Below are 15,572 nucleotides of genomic sequence, written 5' to 3'. Positions count from 1 at the left end.
GCTTCTTGCCCGTGACGGATGAGCGGTGACACATGCGGCCCCGGTTTTGTTACCGGGGCCCTATTCGTTGGACGTAACGCGTCTTACAGCGTCTCTTCCAGCAGCGTCAGCAGCCGCTTGTAGTGCAGCTCGTCGGCCTCGGCATGGTAGGAGCCGGTGGCGTCCTTGGCGGTGTAGCCGTGGGGAGCGCCCCGGTAGAGCTCGGTGGTGAAGTGCACGCCCGCGGCGGCCAGGGCCTCGTCCATGCGGGCGATCTGCTCCGGCGGCAGCAGCTCGTCACGGTCGGCGTGGCCGAAGTAGACGCGGCCTGCGATGTGGTTCACCACCTTCACCGGACTGTGCGCGTCGTCGGCCTGCGCCAGGTTGGCGGAGTGGAAGCCGGCTGCGGCGGCGATGCGCTCGGGGTGTTCCGCCGCCATGCGAAGTGCGAAGGCGCCGGTGAGGCAGTAACCCACCACGGCGACCTTGCCCTCGGCGAATTCCGGCGCGGCGTCGATGCCCTCGAGCCAGGCGACGAAGTCGCGGGACTGGGCGTCGGGCGTCAGGTGGCCGGCGTATTCGACCAGGGTGGGCCGCACGTCCGGGTCGCGGAACGACTGGCCCGCCGGCACGATCTCGCCGGCCGCGTCACGGTAGTAGATGTTGGGCATCAGTACGGCGTAGCCGGCGTCGGCGATGCGCTGGGCCTTCTCGTGATAGCAGGGGCGCAGGGCGCCGATATCGGTAAGCAGCACCACGGCCGGCAGCGGGCCGTCGGCGTTCTCGGGCGTGAAGACATGGGCGTCGATGGTGCCGTCGGCGGCGGGGATATCGATGGCGCGGGACATGGTCACTCCGGGGCTCGATGAGAAGAAGAATATCGTCAACGCTGAATGTAACCGCTGACGGTGGCCGCTGGCGAGGTCGTTACTGCCCGCCGCCGATGCTCAGCCGCAGGGCCTGGAGCCCGCCGAGCTCGAGCCGGACCTCTTCGGAGAACAGCGGATGGCCGTGCGCCGTCAGGTCGATGCTGGCGGCCGCGCCGCGGTAGTGCACGTCGGCGGTGACGTTCGCCTCGGTGCCGAGCGGGGCCAGCAGGTCGAAGCCGACGCCGTCGACGTCCACGGTGGTGAGCCCCATGTCGTCCAGTGCCTGCGCCACGTCCTGCTTCAGGGCCATGCCGTAGGCGAGGTAGAGCCCGCCGTACGCCAGCCCGGCGATCACGATCAGAGAAAAGAGACGGCCCATGGCGGGTTCCTTGTGTGAAGTGGGTGTCAGATGACGGACTGGCGGGGCTGCCAGCCGCCCTCGCGAATCACGGGGCAGCCCGCGACGTCGCGATTGTAAAGGTACAGCCAGGCCGGGCCGAAGGCGGTCGCATGCACGACCCGGTCGTAGGTGCCGCTCGCCGGCCGTCGTACACGGTAGTCCTCGAGCACGTCGAGCTCCTTGAGCCCCGCGGTATCGACGCGGAACACCTCGATCTCCACGCCCATCGAGCGTTCGAGCCGGGCGCCGGGGTAGGGGCCGAGGTCGAAGAGGGTGACGCCGGTGAGTACGTCCGTGCCCACGAAGTCGGCGCCGTTCAGCCAGTGGTGATTGCGCAGGCCGCGTTTGAGGGTGCCGTAGACGGCGACCAGCGGCGTGCGCGCGATGGCGATGGCGGGGCTGTGCATAGGGGCGGTCCTTTCCGCGGTCTAGCGGCTCCCCAGTTTACCAAAACGCCCCGCACGATGGCGGGGCGTCGAGGGCGAGCGGCAACGGTAGAGCGTGGCTCAGTCCATCGCCGAGTCGCGGCCCAGGTTCTCGGGGCCGAAGGAGTCGGGCAGCAGCTGGTCCATGGTGTAGCGGCGCAGCAGCGTGCCCTGGGCGTCGACCACGCGGATCAGGGTCTCGGGCGTGGCGAACTCCCGGATGCGCTGGCGGCAGTCGCCGCAGGGCGTGCACAGGTGCTCGCCGGGGCCGATCACGTAGACCTCGCGCAGCTCGCGCTCGCCGGCGCTGACCATGCTGGCGATGGCCGAGGCCTCGGCGCAGAGGCCCTTGTAGTGGGCGACCTCGACGTTGGCGCCGACGTAGCGGGTGCCGCTCTCGCTGACGATCAGCGCGCCCACCGGATGGTTCGAGTAGGGCGCGTAGGCGTGGTCGCGCACGCCGATCATCGCCTCGACGATATCGGGCTGGACCTCGCTCATGCCTGTGCCTCCCGGGCGGCGTCGTCGCGCAGCACGCTCTCCAGGGCGACGGTCATCATCTCGTCGAAGGTGGTGGCGCGCTCGTCGCTGGAGAGCGAGTCGCCGCGCACGATGTGGTCGGACACCGTGCAGATGGTGGCGGCCCGGGCGCCGAACTCGGCGGCCACGCCGTAGAGGCCGGCGGCCTCCATCTCCACACCGACGATGCCGTAGCGGCGCATCAGGTCGATCATCTCGGGGCGCGGATCGTAGAACAGGTCCGCCGAGAAGATGTTGCCGACCTTGACCGGCACGCCCTGGGCCGCGGCGGCGTCCACCGCGTGGCGGGTCAGCTCGAAGTCGGCGATGGCGGCGAAGTCGTTGCCGAGGAAACGGGTGCGGTTGACGCCGGAGTCGGTGCAGGCGCCCTGGCCGATGACCACGTCGCGCACCTTCACGTCGTCGCGCACCGCGCCGCAGGAGCCGACGCGGATCAGGCTCTTCACGCCGAACTCGGTGATCAGCTCCTTGGCGTAGATCGACACCGAGGGGATGCCCATGCCGTGGCCCATCACCGAGATCTCGCGGCCCTTGTAGGTGCCGGTGTAGCCGTACATGTTGCGCACGTCGTTCACCTGGCGGGCGTTCTTGAGGAAGTTCTCGGCGATGTACCTGGCGCGCAGCGGGTCGCCGGGCATCAGCACGGTATCGGCGAAGTCGCCGCGTTCGGCCTTGATATGCGGGGTGGCCATGTTCGGTCTCCTTGGTCTTGTCGGTCCGGGCGTCAGTGAGCCGGAAGAAAGCTCGTGCCGTCGTCCATGGGTGCCAGGCCGAGGTGTGCGGCCAGGCTCTGGCCGATGTCGGCAAAGCTCTCGCGGATGCCCAGCGAGCCGGGCGCGAGGCCGGCGCCGCTGGCCAGCACCGGGATGTGCTCGCGGGTGTGATCGCTGCCGGGCCAGGTCGGGTCGCAGCCGTGGTCGGCGGTGAGGATCAGCAGGTCGTCGTCCTCGAGGCGCGCCAGCAGCTCGGGCAGGCGGGCGTCGAAGGCCTCCAGGGCGGCGGCGTAGCCGGCCACGTCGCGGCGGTGGCCGTAGACCATGTCGAAGTCGACGAAGTTGGTCATGATCAGCGAGCGGTCGCCGGCCTCGGCCATCGCGTCCAGGGTGGCGTCGAACAGGGCGTCGTGCCCGCTGGCCTTGATGGTGCGCGAGATGCCGCAGTGGGCGTAGATGTCGGCGATCTTGCCGATCGCCACCACCTGGCCGCCGTCGTCGTGCAGCTTCTGCAGCACCGTGGGCGCGGGCGGCTCGACGCTGTAGTCGCGGCGGTTGGCGGTGCGGGCGAAGTCGTCGGCGCTCTCGCCCGTGAAGGGGCGCGCGATGACCCGGCCGATGTTGTAGGGCTCGAGCAGCCGGCGGGCGATCTCGCACAGCGCATAGAGGCGCTCGAGGCCGAAGGCGTCCTCGTGGGCGGCGATCTGGAATACTGAGTCGGCCGAGGTGTAGACGATCGGCCTGCCGCTGGCGACGTGCTCCTCGCCGAGCCGGGCGATGATCTCGGTGCCGGAGGCGTGGCAGTCGCCGATCACGCCGGGCAGGCCGGCCTCGCGTACCAGCGCCTCGAGCAGCTCGGGCGGGAAGCTGTGCTCGCGCTCGCTGAAGTAGCCCCACTCGAAGCGCACCGGCACGCCGGCGATCTCCCAGTGGCCGGAGGGCGTGTCCTTGCCGGAGGAGATTTCCCTGGCCGCGCCGTAGGCGCCGTCGACGCTCTGCGGCGGGGTGATGCCGGCGGCCCAGGCGCCGGTGCTCTCGCGGTGGGCGTGGAACAGCCCCAGCCGGCCGAGGTTCGGCAGCGCGAGCGGGCCGCGGGAGGTCGCGTCGGCGCATTCCCGGGCGATATGGCCCAAGGTGTCGGCGCCGGCGTCGCCGAAGGTCTCGGCGTCCGGTGTGGCGCCGAGGCCGAAGGAATCGAGAACGAGCACGATGGCGCGGGTCATGGGGCCTCCCGACGGATGGTGTCCTGAATCAGTGGTGGCGCGGGGCAGGGCGCGTCGCTCAGCGTGAGGGCGTCGTGCAGCCGGGCCTCGGCGCGCTCGGCGTCGGTCTCGCGGCGGGCGTGGATGCGCGCCAGCGGCTGGCCGGCGGCGACGGCCGCGCCCAGTTCGGCGATGTCGGTCAGGCCGACGGCCGGGTCGATGGCGTCCGCCGGATGACGGCGCCCGCCGCCGAGCTCGACCACCGCCATGCCCACGGCCCGGGTGTCGATGGCGCCGAGATGGCCCGCGCGTGCGGCGCGGACCTCGCGCACCACCGGCGCGGCGGGCAGGTGAGCGTCGGCGCGATCGAGCAGGTCGCTCGGGCCGCCGAGGCCGGCCACCATGCGCGCGAAGCGCTCGGCGGCGGCGCCGGAGGCCAGTCGCTCGTCGAGCCGGGCCAGCGTCGCGTCGCGGTCGGCGGCCAGGCCACCGGCCAGCAGCATCTCTGCGGCCAGGGTGCGGGTGACCTCGAGCAGGCGGCCGCCCCGGCGCTCGCCGGTCAGCACCGCCAGCGCCTCGCGCACCTCCACGGCGTTGCCGGCGCAGGGCGCCAGCGGCTGGCTCATGTCGGTCAGCAGCGCGGTGGTCGGCGTGCCGGCGCGGCTGGCCACCGTGGCGATGGCTTCGGCCAGCTCGCGGGAGGCGGCCGGCGTCGGCATGAAGGCGCCGCTGCCGACCTTGACGTCCATCACCAGGGCGTCGAGGCCGCAGGCGAGCTTCTTGCCCAGGATCGAGGCCACGATCAGCGGCAGCGATTCCACGGTGGCGGTGACGTCGCGCACCGCGTAGAGGCGCTTGTCGGCCGGTGCCAGGCTGCCGGTCTGGCCGATGATCGCAACGCCCGCATCCTTCACCAGGCGGCGGAAGGTGGCGGTGTCCGGGGTGACCGAGTAGCCGGGGATGGCCTCGAGCTTGTCGAGGGTGCCGCCGGTGTGGCCGAGGCCGCGGCCGGAGATCATCGGCACGTGGCCGCCGCAGGCGGCGACCCAGGGGCCGAGCACCAGCGAGACCAGATCGCCGACGCCGCCGGTGGAGTGCTTGTCGAGCACCGGGCCGGGCAGGTCGAGCCCGGTCCAGTCGAGCACCTCGCCGGAGTCGCGGGTGGCCTCGGTGAGCGCCACCGTCTCGGCGTCGTCCATGCCCTGCAGAGTGATGGCCATGGCCAGGGCGCCGACCTGGGCATCCGACAGGCGGCCGTCGGCGATGCCGGAAACCAGCTCGCGGATGGCGTCGGGCGGCAGCGGCCGCCCGTCGCGCTTGGCGCGGATGGCTTCCTGGGGAAGCATCAGTAGTCGTCCTCGTCGCCGTCGGCGGCCGGGGCGTCGAAGGCGCCGAGGTTCATCAGCAGGTCGTCGAGCAGGCCGGAGGCGCCGAAGCGGAAGTGGGCCGGGGAGATCCAGCCGGCGCCCATGATGCGCTCGGCGAGCTCCAGGTAGGCCGCGGCATCCTCGGTGGTGCGCACGCCGCCGGCGGCCTTGAAGCCGATGTCGCGGCCGCTGTCGCGGATCGCCTCGAGCAGGATCTCGGCGGCTTCCAGGGTGGCGTTGACGTCGACCTTGCCGGTGGAAGTCTTGAGGAAGTCGGCGCCGCCCTCGATGGCCAGTTCGGCGGCGCGGCGGATCAGTGCCGGGTCCTTCAGTTCGCCGGTCTCGAGGATCACCTTGAGGGTGGCGTCGCCGCAGGCGGCCTTGCTCATCTCGACCAGGTCCTGGCAGACGCCTTCGTCGCCGGCCATCAGCGCGCGGTAGGGGAAGACCACATCGACCTCGTCGGCGCCGGAGGCCACGGCCTCGCGGGTGGCGCGGGCGGCGCGCATGACGTCGTCGCCGCCGTCGGGGAAGTTGGTGACGGTGGCGATCTTGACGCTGTCGTTCAGGCGGTGGGCGGTCAGCGCGCGGCGCGCCGGGACGATGAACTGCGGGTAGATGCAGATCGCCGCCGGGTTGCCCATCGGCGTCTTGGCGCGCTGGCACAGGCCTTCGACGCTGGCATCGGTGTCGTCGTCGTTGAGGCTGGTGAGGTCGAGCAGCGGCAGGGCCTGGCGGGCAACGCGTTGCAGATCGGTCATGTCGTGGTCCTGTAGCAAAGGGGCCTGTTGAGAAGAATGACACCGCGCCCGACAGGCCGCGGTGTCGCCGGTTCATGCCCCGAGGGCGATGAAGAAGCCGGCAAGGGTAGCGGACATCAGGTTGGAAAGGGTACCCGCCAGGACGGCCTTGATGCCCAGGCGCGCGATGTCGTGGCGCCGGCTGGGGGCGATGCTGCCGAGGCCGCCGAGCAGGATGGCGATCGATGACAGGTTGGCGAAGCCACACAGGGCGAAGGACAGGATCGCCGCGGAATGGTCGGAGAGCGCCTCGCCGGTGGCGGCGACCATCTGCTCGCCGTCCAGGTAGGGGGCGAGGTTGATGTAGGCGACGAACTCGTTGACCACCAGCTTCTGGCCGATGAAGGAGCCGGCCAGGGTGGCTTCGGACCAGGGCACGCCGAGCAGGAAGGCCAGCGGCGAGAACAGCCAGCCGAGCAGCAGCTCGAGACTCAGCGACTCCATGCCGAACCAGCCGCCGATGCCGCCCAGGATGCCGTTGACCAGTGCGATCAGGCCGATGAAGGCGAGCAGCATGGCGCCGACGTTGGCCGCCAGCATCAGGCCGGAGCTGGCGCCCGAGGCGGCGGCATCCAGCACGTTGGTGGGATGGTTCTCTTCCTCGTCGAGGCGTTCCTCGGCGGCGGAGACGCTGTCCTCCGGGGTCTCGGTCTCGGGCAGCAGCAGCTTGGCGAACAGCAGCCCGCCGGGGGCGGCCATGAAGGAGGCGGCGACCAGGTATTCCATGGGAATGCCCAGGGCGGCATAGCCGGCCAGCACCGAGCCGGCCACCGAGGCCAGGCCGCCGCACATCACCGCGAACAGCTGCGACTGGGTCATCCTGGCGATGAAGGGGCGCACCACCAGCGGCGCTTCGGTCTGGCCGACGAAGATATTGGCGGTGGCCGAGAGCGATTCGGTGCGCGAGGTGCCGAGCGCCTTCTGCAGGGCGCCGCCGAGCAGGCGGATGATCCACTGCATGATGCCCAGGTAGTAAAGCACCGCGGTCAGCGAGGAGAAGAAGATGATGACCGGCAGCACCTTGACCGCGAAGATGAAGCCGGAGGCCTCGGCGTTGGCCAGGCCACCGAACACGAAGTCGATGCCGTCGTTGGCGTAGAGTACCACCTGGCTGACGGCATCCGAGACGGTGGCGAGCACCGCCTGACCGGCCGGGACGTAGAGCACGAAGGCGCCGATGCCGGCCTGGATGGCGAATGCGCCGCCCACGGTGCGCAGGCGGATCGCGCGGCGATTGCTGGAGAAGAGCACGGCGATGGCGATCAGCGTCAGCATGCCGATCAGGCTCATGAGCAAGGTCATGGGGATGTCCTTGTGGTTGATGGCCGAGGCGCGCGGGTCGCGCCTCGGGGCCGGCGATGGGTCACGAGGCGCGGGAGGTTACAGGAAGTTGACCTTGACGGTATAGATCATCGCGTTCTGATAGTCGCCGGCGGTGCCCAGCTTGTTGTTCGCGTAGCGGTACTGCACGCCGGTGGTGATCTCCTCGATGGGGTGCCACCACAGCGCCACGGCGCCGTTGGTGCCCACTTCGCTGGCCGGGCCGTTGACGTAGTTCCTGCGCAGGTACTCGTCGTCGCGCTCGAAGGTCTGCTCGTGCCAGTTGGTCAGACTGAAGGCCTCGCCGAAGGCCTCGAAGTCGTAGCCTAGCACCCAGCCGGCCATGTAGCCGTTCTCGCCGCTGTAGCTGTTGCCGTCGCTCTCGACCCAGGCCTTGCCGATGAACGGCTTGAACCACAGGCCGTTGGCGAAGGTGTGGCGATAGCCGAGGCCGGCGATGCGGTCCTGCTCCTCGCTGTCGAAGCCGTAGTCGCGGAAATCGTAGACGTGGAAGTACAGCGAGAAGGGGGTATCGCCGAGGTAGATGTGCGAGGTGACCTTGGCGGCGCTGCGGCGGTTGTCGCGGCCGTCTTCCTCGGACATGTCGTTCTGCGGGTTCTCGAAATCGTAGAAGCCGTAGAATTCACCCCAGTCGAAGCCGACGCCGCCCTCGAGCTCGAGGTAGAAGAAGTCGCCCTTGGCGGCGTTGCTCGCGGTGCGTGCCTCGGTGCCGTCGGACCAGTCGAGGTAGTTGATCGAGGCGTTGGCGAACGACCACTGGGGGGTGAAGGCCGAGGCGTCGTCGGAGGCGGCGGCGGGCAGGGCGGTGGCGCCCAGCAGCAGGCCGGCCAGTGAGACGCGGTGGCAGGGGGCGAGGGAAATCGGCATGGGGATGGCTTCTCTGAACGTTGTCGATGACGGTTGTTGTCGGGTGAGGTGCCTGGCACGCGGCCAGCCGTCGCTCACGTCGACGGGGAGATCATGCGCCCGGTCGTGAGGGGCGAACGGGATGGCGAGCGGCGAGCCTGTTATTTGAGTAACATGACAATGTTATTTTAATCACATTTGGCGCCGCAACCCTGCGAAGGGGGGTGGCGTCAACGCGGAGCACGAGTGCGGCGCCGGCCGCCTCGAGAGATGTGGGCAGCACCAGGAGAGGGATACGTTGAACGAACGAAGTGAAGGGCGGCTGATGCGCCTGCAGCATGCGCTGGGGCAGGGCGGCAGCCTGCGTCTGGCCGAGGCGGCGGCCCTGTGCGGGGTGTCGGAGATGACGATTCGACGCGACCTGGCGGGGTCCGACGGAAGCCTGGCGTTGATCGGCGGGCACCTGATGCTGGCCGGCGACCCGCGTCATGCCCCGGTCTACGACCTGGCCGTGCAGCGCGACCGCAACGCCGAGGCCAAGCGGCGGTTGTGCGAGCGGGCGCTGGCCACGCTGGAAGAGGGAGACACTCTGTTCATCGACTGCGGCACGACCCTTGCGCCGCTGGCGGCCAGCCTGCCCGACGACATGTCGCTGACGGTGGTGACCTATGCGCTGAACATCGCCGAGGCGGTCAGCAAGCGCCCGGGGGTGCGGTTGTGGCTGCTGGGTGGGGTCTATCATGCCTCGTCGCGTTCGTTCTCCAGCGACGACATGAGCGAGACGATCCGGGGCTTCGGGATCAACAAGGCGTTCCTGACCGCGGCCGGCGTGGACGAGCGCCAGGGGCTGAGCTGCTTCCACTTCCACGAGGTGGCGCCCAAGCAGGCGGCGATCGCCACCGCCCAGCGCAGGGTGCTGGTGGTGGATGCCAGCAAGCAGGGCATGGTGCGCCCGGCGCGCTTCGCCGGACTCGAGGAGGTGGATCAGGTGATCGCCGAGGAAGCGGGCGACGGCGACTGAGAGCGTCTCGAGACTTGCTCGTGGTCAAGGACGAGTGGCGGGAAGTTGCTATGTTGAGGGGGCGGGGAGCGTCCTCGCATTCACTCTCATCGCCTCGGAGGAGTTGCCATGCGCGCCGCAGATGTCATGACCCCACACGTGATCACCGTGTCGCCGAACAGCGAGGTGCGCGAGATTGCCAGCCTGCTGCTGGAGCACGGCATCAGCGCCGTGCCGGTGGTCGACGAGGACGAGCGGGTACTGGGCATCGTCAGCGAGGGCGACCTGATTCGCCGCGCGGAAGACGAGCGGCGCGACAAGGCCTGGTGGCTGCGCATGTTCGAGGTCAACGACCCCGGCGAGTACGTCAAGACCCATGGCCGCCTGGCCCACGAGATCATGACCCGCGAACCGGTCACCATCGATGAGGACAAGCCGGTTCACGAGATCGCGCGCCTGCTCGAGAAGCATCGCATCAAGCGGGTGCCGGTGGTGCGCGATGGCAGGCTGGTGGGCATCGTCAGCCGGGCCAATCTGCTGCGCGGTTTCTCGGTGGCGGAACCCCGTGCCGCGGCGAGCGTCGAAGACCGCGAGATCCGCGATGCGATTCTCCAGGAGGTGGAGCGTCATACCGGGGTGATGGTCGAGCGCCTCAACATCATCGTCAGCGAGGGTGAGATTCAGCTGTGGGGGCTGGTCGACAGCCAGGAGCAGCGTCTCGCCGTGCAGGTGGCGGCGGAGAACGCGCCCGGCGCCCGCTCGGTGGAGAACCACATCGGCTTCATGCCCCGGGGCATGGGCGGCTACTGAGGCCATTGATTCTACAGCGGTTGCTCTGACGGCGACCCGAACGTTCCCTTCCGCGCCGGCGTCATCGCCGGTGCGACACGCTGCGGCAAATCGTCCCTTTCCTCCTTTCCTCGTTTACTACACAATACGTTCCCCGCGGCCGGACCCTTTCTCGCGCGCCCCATAGCGGCGTTCGCGGGGGTTTGGCCATGAGTGAGCCGAGCCCTTTCCACGATGGTTAGCCTTTGCTGCGGTCATGGGTCAACCGGCGCAGGACAGGTCTCGGTTTTGTGTAGCGTGCTTGCTACAAGTCAGCAGGATTTATCCTGTCGCCAAGCCTGACGAGGTCGAAACATGAATCGAACTCCCCCCCTGCGCAAGCTCGGAGTCTTGCTGCTGGCGGTGTTGCCCCTGGTGCTGGCAGGGTGCAGCTCGGCGCTGCTGGACCCCAAGGGCCAGATCGGGGAAGAACAGCGAACCCTGATCCTCACGTCCTTCGGTCTGATGCAGATCGTGGTCATTCCCGTGATCGTGATGACGCTGCTCTTCGCCTGGCGCTATCGCCGCAGTAACCGCGAAGCCTCCTACCGCCCGGATTGGCACCATTCCAATCTGATCGAGGCGGTCGTGTGGTTCATTCCCTGTGTGATCATCGTGTTCCTGGCCGTGCTGACCTGGTACACCTCGCACAGCCTTGACCCGCACAAGCCCATCGAGCCGACCGCAGAGCAGCAAGAGCCGATCGAGATCCAGGCGGTATCGCTGGACTGGAAATGGCTGTTCATCTATCCCGAGCAGGGCATCGCCACCGTCAACGAGCTGGCCTTCCCCGCGGATACGCCGGTCCGCTTCCGCGTGTCTTCCGGCTCGGTCATGAACGCCTTCTTCATCCCGCGTCTGGGCAGTCAGATCTATGCCATGGCCGGCATGGACAACGACGTGCACCTGGTCGCCGATGAGCCGGGCGTCTATCCCGGTCGCTCCACCAACTACAGCGGTGCGGGCTTCTCCGGCATGACCTTCGACGCCCATGTGGGCTCCCAGGAAGACTTCGAGGCCTGGGTGGCCAAGGTCCGCGAGTCGTCCGAGTCCCTGACCTACCCGGCGGAATACAACGAACTCGCTGCGCCTTCCGAGGACAACGAGATCCAGTATTTCTCCGAGGTATCCCCCTCTCTCTACGAGAGCATCATCAAGAGCTTCCATGCCGGCGGCGATCACGAGCAGCGCATGGCCCAGTACGCCGACAGCTACGCCGATGGCTTCGGTCACGGCGGTCACGGCGGTGGTCATGGCGACGATCACGGCGATTCGGCCGAGTCTCACGGCACGCCCATGAGCGCGGAGGCAGCGGAGTAAATCATGTTCGGAAAACTCAGCCTAGAGGCGATCCCGACGCACGATCCCATCATCATGACGACCATTACCGGTATCGTCCTGGGTGGGCTCGCGCTGGTGGCCGCCATCACCTACTTCAAGAAGTGGGGCTATCTGTGGAACGAGTGGGTCACCTCCGTCGACCACAAGAAGCTCGGCATCATGTACTTCATCGTGGCGCTGGTGATGCTGCTGCGCGGCTTCGCCGATGCGATCATGATGCGCTCCCAGCTGGCGATGGCGTCGGCCGGGGCCGAGGGCTTCCTGCCGCCCTCGCACTATGACCAGATCTTCACTGCCCACGGCGTGATCATGATCTTCTTCGTCGCCATGCCCATGGTCATCGGCCTGATGAACCTGGTGGTGCCGTTGCAGATCGGCGCGCGCGACGTGGCCTTCCCGTTCCTGAACAACCTGAGCTTCTGGCTGTTCGCGGCGGGCGTGATCCTGGTCAACGTGTCGCTGTTCGCCGGTGAGTTCGCCAAGACCGGCTGGCTGGCGTATGCGCCACTATCGGGGCTCGACTACAGTCCTGGCGTCGGCGTGGATTACTGGATCTGGGCGTTGCAGATATCCGGTATCGGCACGACCCTGACCGGCATCAACTTCTTCGTCACCATCCTGAAGATGCGCACCAAGGGCATGACCCTGTTCCGCATGCCCATCTTCACCTGGACCTCGCTGTGCGCGAACGTCCTGATCATCGCCTCGTTCCCGATCCTGACCGCCACCATCGCGCTGCTGACGCTGGATCGCTACCTGGGGATGAACTTCTTCACCACCGATCTCGGTGGCAACATGATGATGTACGTCAACCTCATCTGGGCCTGGGGCCATCCTGAGGTGTACATCCTGATCCTGCCGGCCTTCGGCGTGTTCTCCGAGGTCATCGCGACCTTCGCACGCAAGCGTCTGTTCGGCTACGGCACCATGGTGTGGGCGACCGTCGCCATCACCGTGCTGTCGTTCATCGTCTGGCTGCACCACTTCTTCACCATGGGCGCGGGCGCCAACGTCAATGCCTTCTTCGGCATCATGACGATGATCATCGCCATCCCCACCGGCGTGAAGATCTTCAACTGGCTGTTCACCATGTACCGCGGCCGGATCGAGTTCACCTCGCCGGTGCTGTGGACCCTGGGCTTCATCATCACCTTCTCCCTGGGTGGCATGACCGGTGTGATGCTGTCCATTCCGGCGGCCAACTTCGTGCTGCACAACAGCCTGTTCGTCATCGCCCACTTCCACAACGTCATCATCGGCGGCGTGGTGTTCGGCATGCTGGCGGGCCTGACCTACTGGTTCCCGAAGGCCTTCGGCTTCACCCTCAACGAGAAGTGGGGCAAGCGTTCCTTCTGGTGCTGGCTGGTCGGCTTCTACATGGCCTTCGTGCCGCTGTACGTGCTGAGCTTCTTCGGTGCCGTGCGCCGCATGCAGTCCTACGAGAACGGTGACTGGCAGCCGCTGATGATCGTGGCCTGGGTCGGTGCGTTGATCATCGCCGCCGGTATCGCCTGCACCCTGATCCAGTTCTACGTCAGCATTCGCGATCGCAAGCAGAACCAGGACGTCACCGGCGATCCCTGGGATGCGCGCACCCTCGAATGGGCGACCTCCTCGCCGGCGCCGTTCTACAACTTCGCGCACCTGCCGGAGATCGAGGGCGTCGACGACTACTGGACGAAGAAAGAGCGCAACGGTGGCAAGCAGCCGCTGTCCGAGGCGCCGTACCAGGACATTCACATGCCCAAGAACACCTGGGAAGGTCCGGTACTGGGTCTGCTGTCGACCGCCTTCGGTTTCGCCCTGGTCTGGCACATCTGGTGGCTGGCCATCGCCAGCGGCATCGGCATGTTCGTGGTCTTCCTGGCGCGGGTCTTCCGCGAGGACGTGGACTACTACGTGCCCGCTGCGGAAGTCGAGCGCATCGAGCGCGAGCATCGTCAGCGCGTCGAGCGTGACGTTCGGCAGTCTTCATCCTATGCATCCCAGGTAGGGGGGCAGGCCTAAATGTCTACTGATACCCTGAGCAACCACGGCGATCATGCTCACGAGCATGATCACCACGACGCCGCAGGCACCAAGGTCTTCGGTTTCTGGGTCTACCTGATGAGCGACCTGATCATCTTCGGGTCGTTGTTCGCCACCTACGCCGTGCTCCTCCGGGGCACGGCCGGTGGGCCGACCCCCGCAGAGATCGTCGACCTGCCGCTGATCCTGATCAGCACCTTCCTGCTGCTGGTGAGTAGTTTCACCTATGGCATGGCGGTGCTGGCGATGAACGCCGATCAGGTGAACAAGGTGAAGGCATGGCTCGCCGTGACCTTCCTGCTGGGCGCGGGCTTCATCGGCCTGGAGATCTATGAGTTCCAGCACCTGATCCACCTCGGCTACGGCCCGGATCGCAGCGGCTTCCTGTCGGCCTTCTTCACCCTGGTCGGCACCCACGGCCTGCACGTGACCTTCGGCCTGATCTGGATCCTGGTGATGCTGGTCCAGCTGCAGCAGAAGGGGCTGACCGAGATGACGCGTCCGCGGATCATGTGCCTGAGCCTGTTCTGGCACTTCCTGGACATCGTCTGGATCTGCGTCTTCTCCTTCGTCTACCTGATGGGAGTCCTGTGATATGAGCGGTCAAGCTTCCCATGCCGAGCATAGCCACGGCAGCGTCAAGTCCTATGTGATCGGGCTGATCCTGTCCATCGTGCTGACCATCATCCCGTTCGGGGTGGTGATGACCGGCTCGCTCTCGACCTCGGCTACACTGCTGATCATCGTGGCCACCGCCGTGGCCCAGGTGCTCGTGCAGCTGATCCTGTTCATGCACATGAGCACGAAGACCGATGAGGGGTGGAACTTCACCTCCTTCGTCTTCACCGTGGCGATCCTGGTCCTGGTCATTGGAGGTTCCTTATGGATCATGTACAACCTTCACCTGAACATGATGATCGGGTAATGGCGACCTCCTCGCGGCGTCGGGACTATCTGGCGCTGACCAAGCCAGGGATCATCGGCGGTAACGCCATCTCGGTACTGGGCGGCTTCTTCCTGGCCGCCCAGGGCCAGATCGATCCCTGGCTGCTGCTGGCCACGCTGGCAGGGTTGTCCCTGGTGATCGCATCCGGGTGCGCCTACAACAACGTCATCGATCGTGATATCGATGCGGTGATGGAGCGCACCCGCAGCCGGCCCCTGGTACAGGGGCGGCTGTCGGTCGCCGAAACGCTGCGCTTCGCGACCCTGCTCGGGGTCGCGGGCTTCGGTCTGCTGGCGGCGTTCACCAATGCCGTGACCGTGGGTCTGGCGGCCTTCGGCTTCGCCATCTACGTCGGTGCCTACAGCCTGTGGCTGAAGCGCCGCTCCGAATACGGCACCCTGGTGGGCAGCTTCTCCGGCGCCATGCCGCCGGTAGTGGGCTACTGTGCGGTGTCAGGCGAGTTCGACGCCGGCGCGCTGACGCTGCTGGTGATCTTCTGCATCTGGCAGATGCCGCACTCCTACGCCATCGCCATCTTCCGCTTCAAGGACTACGAGGCGGCGAAGATTCCCGTGCTGCCCGTGGTGCGTGGCATCAGCACCGCCAAGCACTACATCCTCGGCTACATCGTGGCCTTCCTCTTCGCCTCCCTGGCGTTGAGCGTGGCGGGCTATGCCGGGCCCGGCTATTTCGCCGTGGCACTGGTGATGGGCGTCTACTGGCTGTACCTGGCCATGCAGGGCTACTGGACCACCAACGCCGAGCGGTGGGCGAAGCGCGTGTTCGGCTTCTCCATCCTCACCATCACCGCGCTGAGCGTGATGATGTCGGTGGAATCCAGCCTGCTGCCGGCCACACCGTTGATGGCGGCCCTGGGCTGAGCCGCTTCCGTTGGCGAGCCCCCCCGGGTCTCTGCCTATACTTGCCGGTGAAGACACATCGTGTGG

General features: G+C 67.3%; 17 protein-coding genes. 7 read left to right on the top strand and 10 right to left on the bottom strand.

What is annotated here, in order from left to right; translation table 11 throughout:
• Window positions 1-83: 83 nt before the first annotated feature.
• The 10 genes from UN84_RS12365 to UN84_RS12320 all read right to left on the bottom strand — a co-directional run bounded on the left by UN84_RS12365 (window position 84) and on the right by UN84_RS12320 (window position 8,503).
• The gene (locus UN84_RS12365) at window positions 84-827 is read right to left on the bottom strand and encodes a dienelactone hydrolase family protein (RefSeq protein ID WP_046079920.1); all 744 of its coding nucleotides are present in this window, start codon (window positions 825-827) and stop codon (window positions 84-86) included.
• 79 nt (window positions 828-906) lie between these two features.
• Window positions 907-1,227 carry a hypothetical protein gene (locus UN84_RS12360; RefSeq protein ID WP_046079921.1) on the bottom strand — a complete coding sequence of 107 codons (321 nt, stop codon included), beginning with the start codon at window positions 1,225-1,227 and terminating at the stop codon, window positions 907-909.
• 26 nt (window positions 1,228-1,253) lie between these two features.
• Window positions 1,254-1,655 carry a gamma-glutamylcyclotransferase family protein gene (locus UN84_RS12355; protein WP_046079922.1) on the bottom strand — a complete coding sequence of 134 codons (402 nt, stop codon included), beginning with the start codon at window positions 1,653-1,655 and terminating at the stop codon, window positions 1,254-1,256.
• A 99-nt stretch (window positions 1,656-1,754) separates the two neighbouring features.
• Window positions 1,755-2,174 carry a cytidine deaminase gene (cdd, locus tag UN84_RS12350; protein ID WP_046079923.1) on the bottom strand — a complete coding sequence of 140 codons (420 nt, stop codon included), beginning with the start codon at window positions 2,172-2,174 and terminating at the stop codon, window positions 1,755-1,757.
• On the bottom strand, window positions 2,171-2,905 hold the full coding sequence (deoD, locus tag UN84_RS12345) for a purine-nucleoside phosphorylase (RefSeq protein ID WP_046079924.1): 735 nt from the start codon (window positions 2,903-2,905) through the stop codon (window positions 2,171-2,173). Before deoD ends, cdd begins: the two co-directional genes overlap by 4 nt.
• 32 nt (window positions 2,906-2,937) lie before the next feature.
• Entirely contained in the window at window positions 2,938-4,149 is a 1,212-nt protein-coding gene (locus UN84_RS12340; protein ID WP_046079925.1) for a phosphopentomutase, read from the bottom strand.
• Window positions 4,146-5,474 carry a thymidine phosphorylase gene (gene deoA, locus UN84_RS12335; RefSeq protein WP_046079926.1) on the bottom strand — a complete coding sequence of 443 codons (1,329 nt, stop codon included), beginning with the start codon at window positions 5,472-5,474 and terminating at the stop codon, window positions 4,146-4,148. Before deoA ends, UN84_RS12340 begins: the two co-directional genes overlap by 4 nt.
• Window positions 5,474-6,256 (bottom strand): deoxyribose-phosphate aldolase, encoded by a 783-nt coding sequence (deoC, locus tag UN84_RS12330; RefSeq protein ID WP_046079927.1) that lies wholly within the window; start codon window positions 6,254-6,256, stop codon window positions 5,474-5,476. The genes deoA and deoC overlap by 1 nt, the downstream gene beginning before the upstream one ends.
• A gap of 72 nt (window positions 6,257-6,328) precedes the next feature.
• Window positions 6,329-7,597 carry a NupC/NupG family nucleoside CNT transporter gene (locus UN84_RS12325; protein ID WP_035599452.1) on the bottom strand — a complete coding sequence of 423 codons (1,269 nt, stop codon included), beginning with the start codon at window positions 7,595-7,597 and terminating at the stop codon, window positions 6,329-6,331.
• A gap of 78 nt (window positions 7,598-7,675) precedes the next feature.
• The gene (locus UN84_RS12320) at window positions 7,676-8,503 is read right to left on the bottom strand and encodes an outer membrane protein OmpK (protein ID WP_046079928.1); all 828 of its coding nucleotides are present in this window, start codon (window positions 8,501-8,503) and stop codon (window positions 7,676-7,678) included.
• Between the two features lie 277 nt (window positions 8,504-8,780).
• Between UN84_RS12320 and UN84_RS12315 the strand changes: the two genes are divergently transcribed.
• The 7 genes from UN84_RS12315 to cyoE all read left to right on the top strand — a co-directional run bounded on the left by UN84_RS12315 (window position 8,781) and on the right by cyoE (window position 15,506).
• Window positions 8,781-9,503, top strand: coding sequence for a DeoR family transcriptional regulator (locus tag UN84_RS12315; protein ID WP_046079929.1), 723 nt, complete (start codon window positions 8,781-8,783; stop codon window positions 9,501-9,503).
• Between the two features lie 108 nt (window positions 9,504-9,611).
• Window positions 9,612-10,292 carry a CBS domain-containing protein gene (locus UN84_RS12310; protein WP_035599455.1) on the top strand — a complete coding sequence of 227 codons (681 nt, stop codon included), beginning with the start codon at window positions 9,612-9,614 and terminating at the stop codon, window positions 10,290-10,292.
• 333 nt (window positions 10,293-10,625) lie between these two features.
• A complete protein-coding gene (gene cyoA, locus UN84_RS12305; protein WP_046079930.1) occupies window positions 10,626-11,630 on the top strand; it encodes a ubiquinol oxidase subunit II in 1,005 nt (334 codons plus the stop codon).
• A gap of 3 nt (window positions 11,631-11,633) precedes the next feature.
• Complete coding sequence (gene cyoB, locus UN84_RS12300) at window positions 11,634-13,658, top strand: cytochrome o ubiquinol oxidase subunit I (RefSeq protein ID WP_035599459.1); 2,025 nt, start codon at window positions 11,634-11,636, stop codon at window positions 13,656-13,658.
• Entirely contained in the window at window positions 13,659-14,273 is a 615-nt protein-coding gene (locus tag UN84_RS12295) for a cytochrome o ubiquinol oxidase subunit III (RefSeq protein ID WP_035599461.1), read from the top strand. It begins immediately after the preceding gene.
• 1 nt (window position 14,274) lies between these two features.
• On the top strand, window positions 14,275-14,604 hold the full coding sequence (gene cyoD, locus UN84_RS12290) for a cytochrome o ubiquinol oxidase subunit IV (RefSeq protein WP_035599463.1): 330 nt from the start codon (window positions 14,275-14,277) through the stop codon (window positions 14,602-14,604).
• A complete protein-coding gene (cyoE, locus tag UN84_RS12285) occupies window positions 14,604-15,506 on the top strand; it encodes a heme o synthase (protein ID WP_035599465.1) in 903 nt (300 codons plus the stop codon). The genes cyoD and cyoE overlap by 1 nt, the downstream gene beginning before the upstream one ends.
• Window positions 15,507-15,572: the final 66 nt, after the last annotated feature.

The organism is Halomonas sp. HG01 (assembly GCF_000968715.2).
Classification (GTDB): Bacteria; Pseudomonadota; Gammaproteobacteria; order Pseudomonadales; family Halomonadaceae; genus Halomonas; species Halomonas halophila.
The sequence above is the reverse complement of the archived record's forward strand: the minus strand, read 5'-3'. Positions and strand labels throughout refer to the sequence as shown.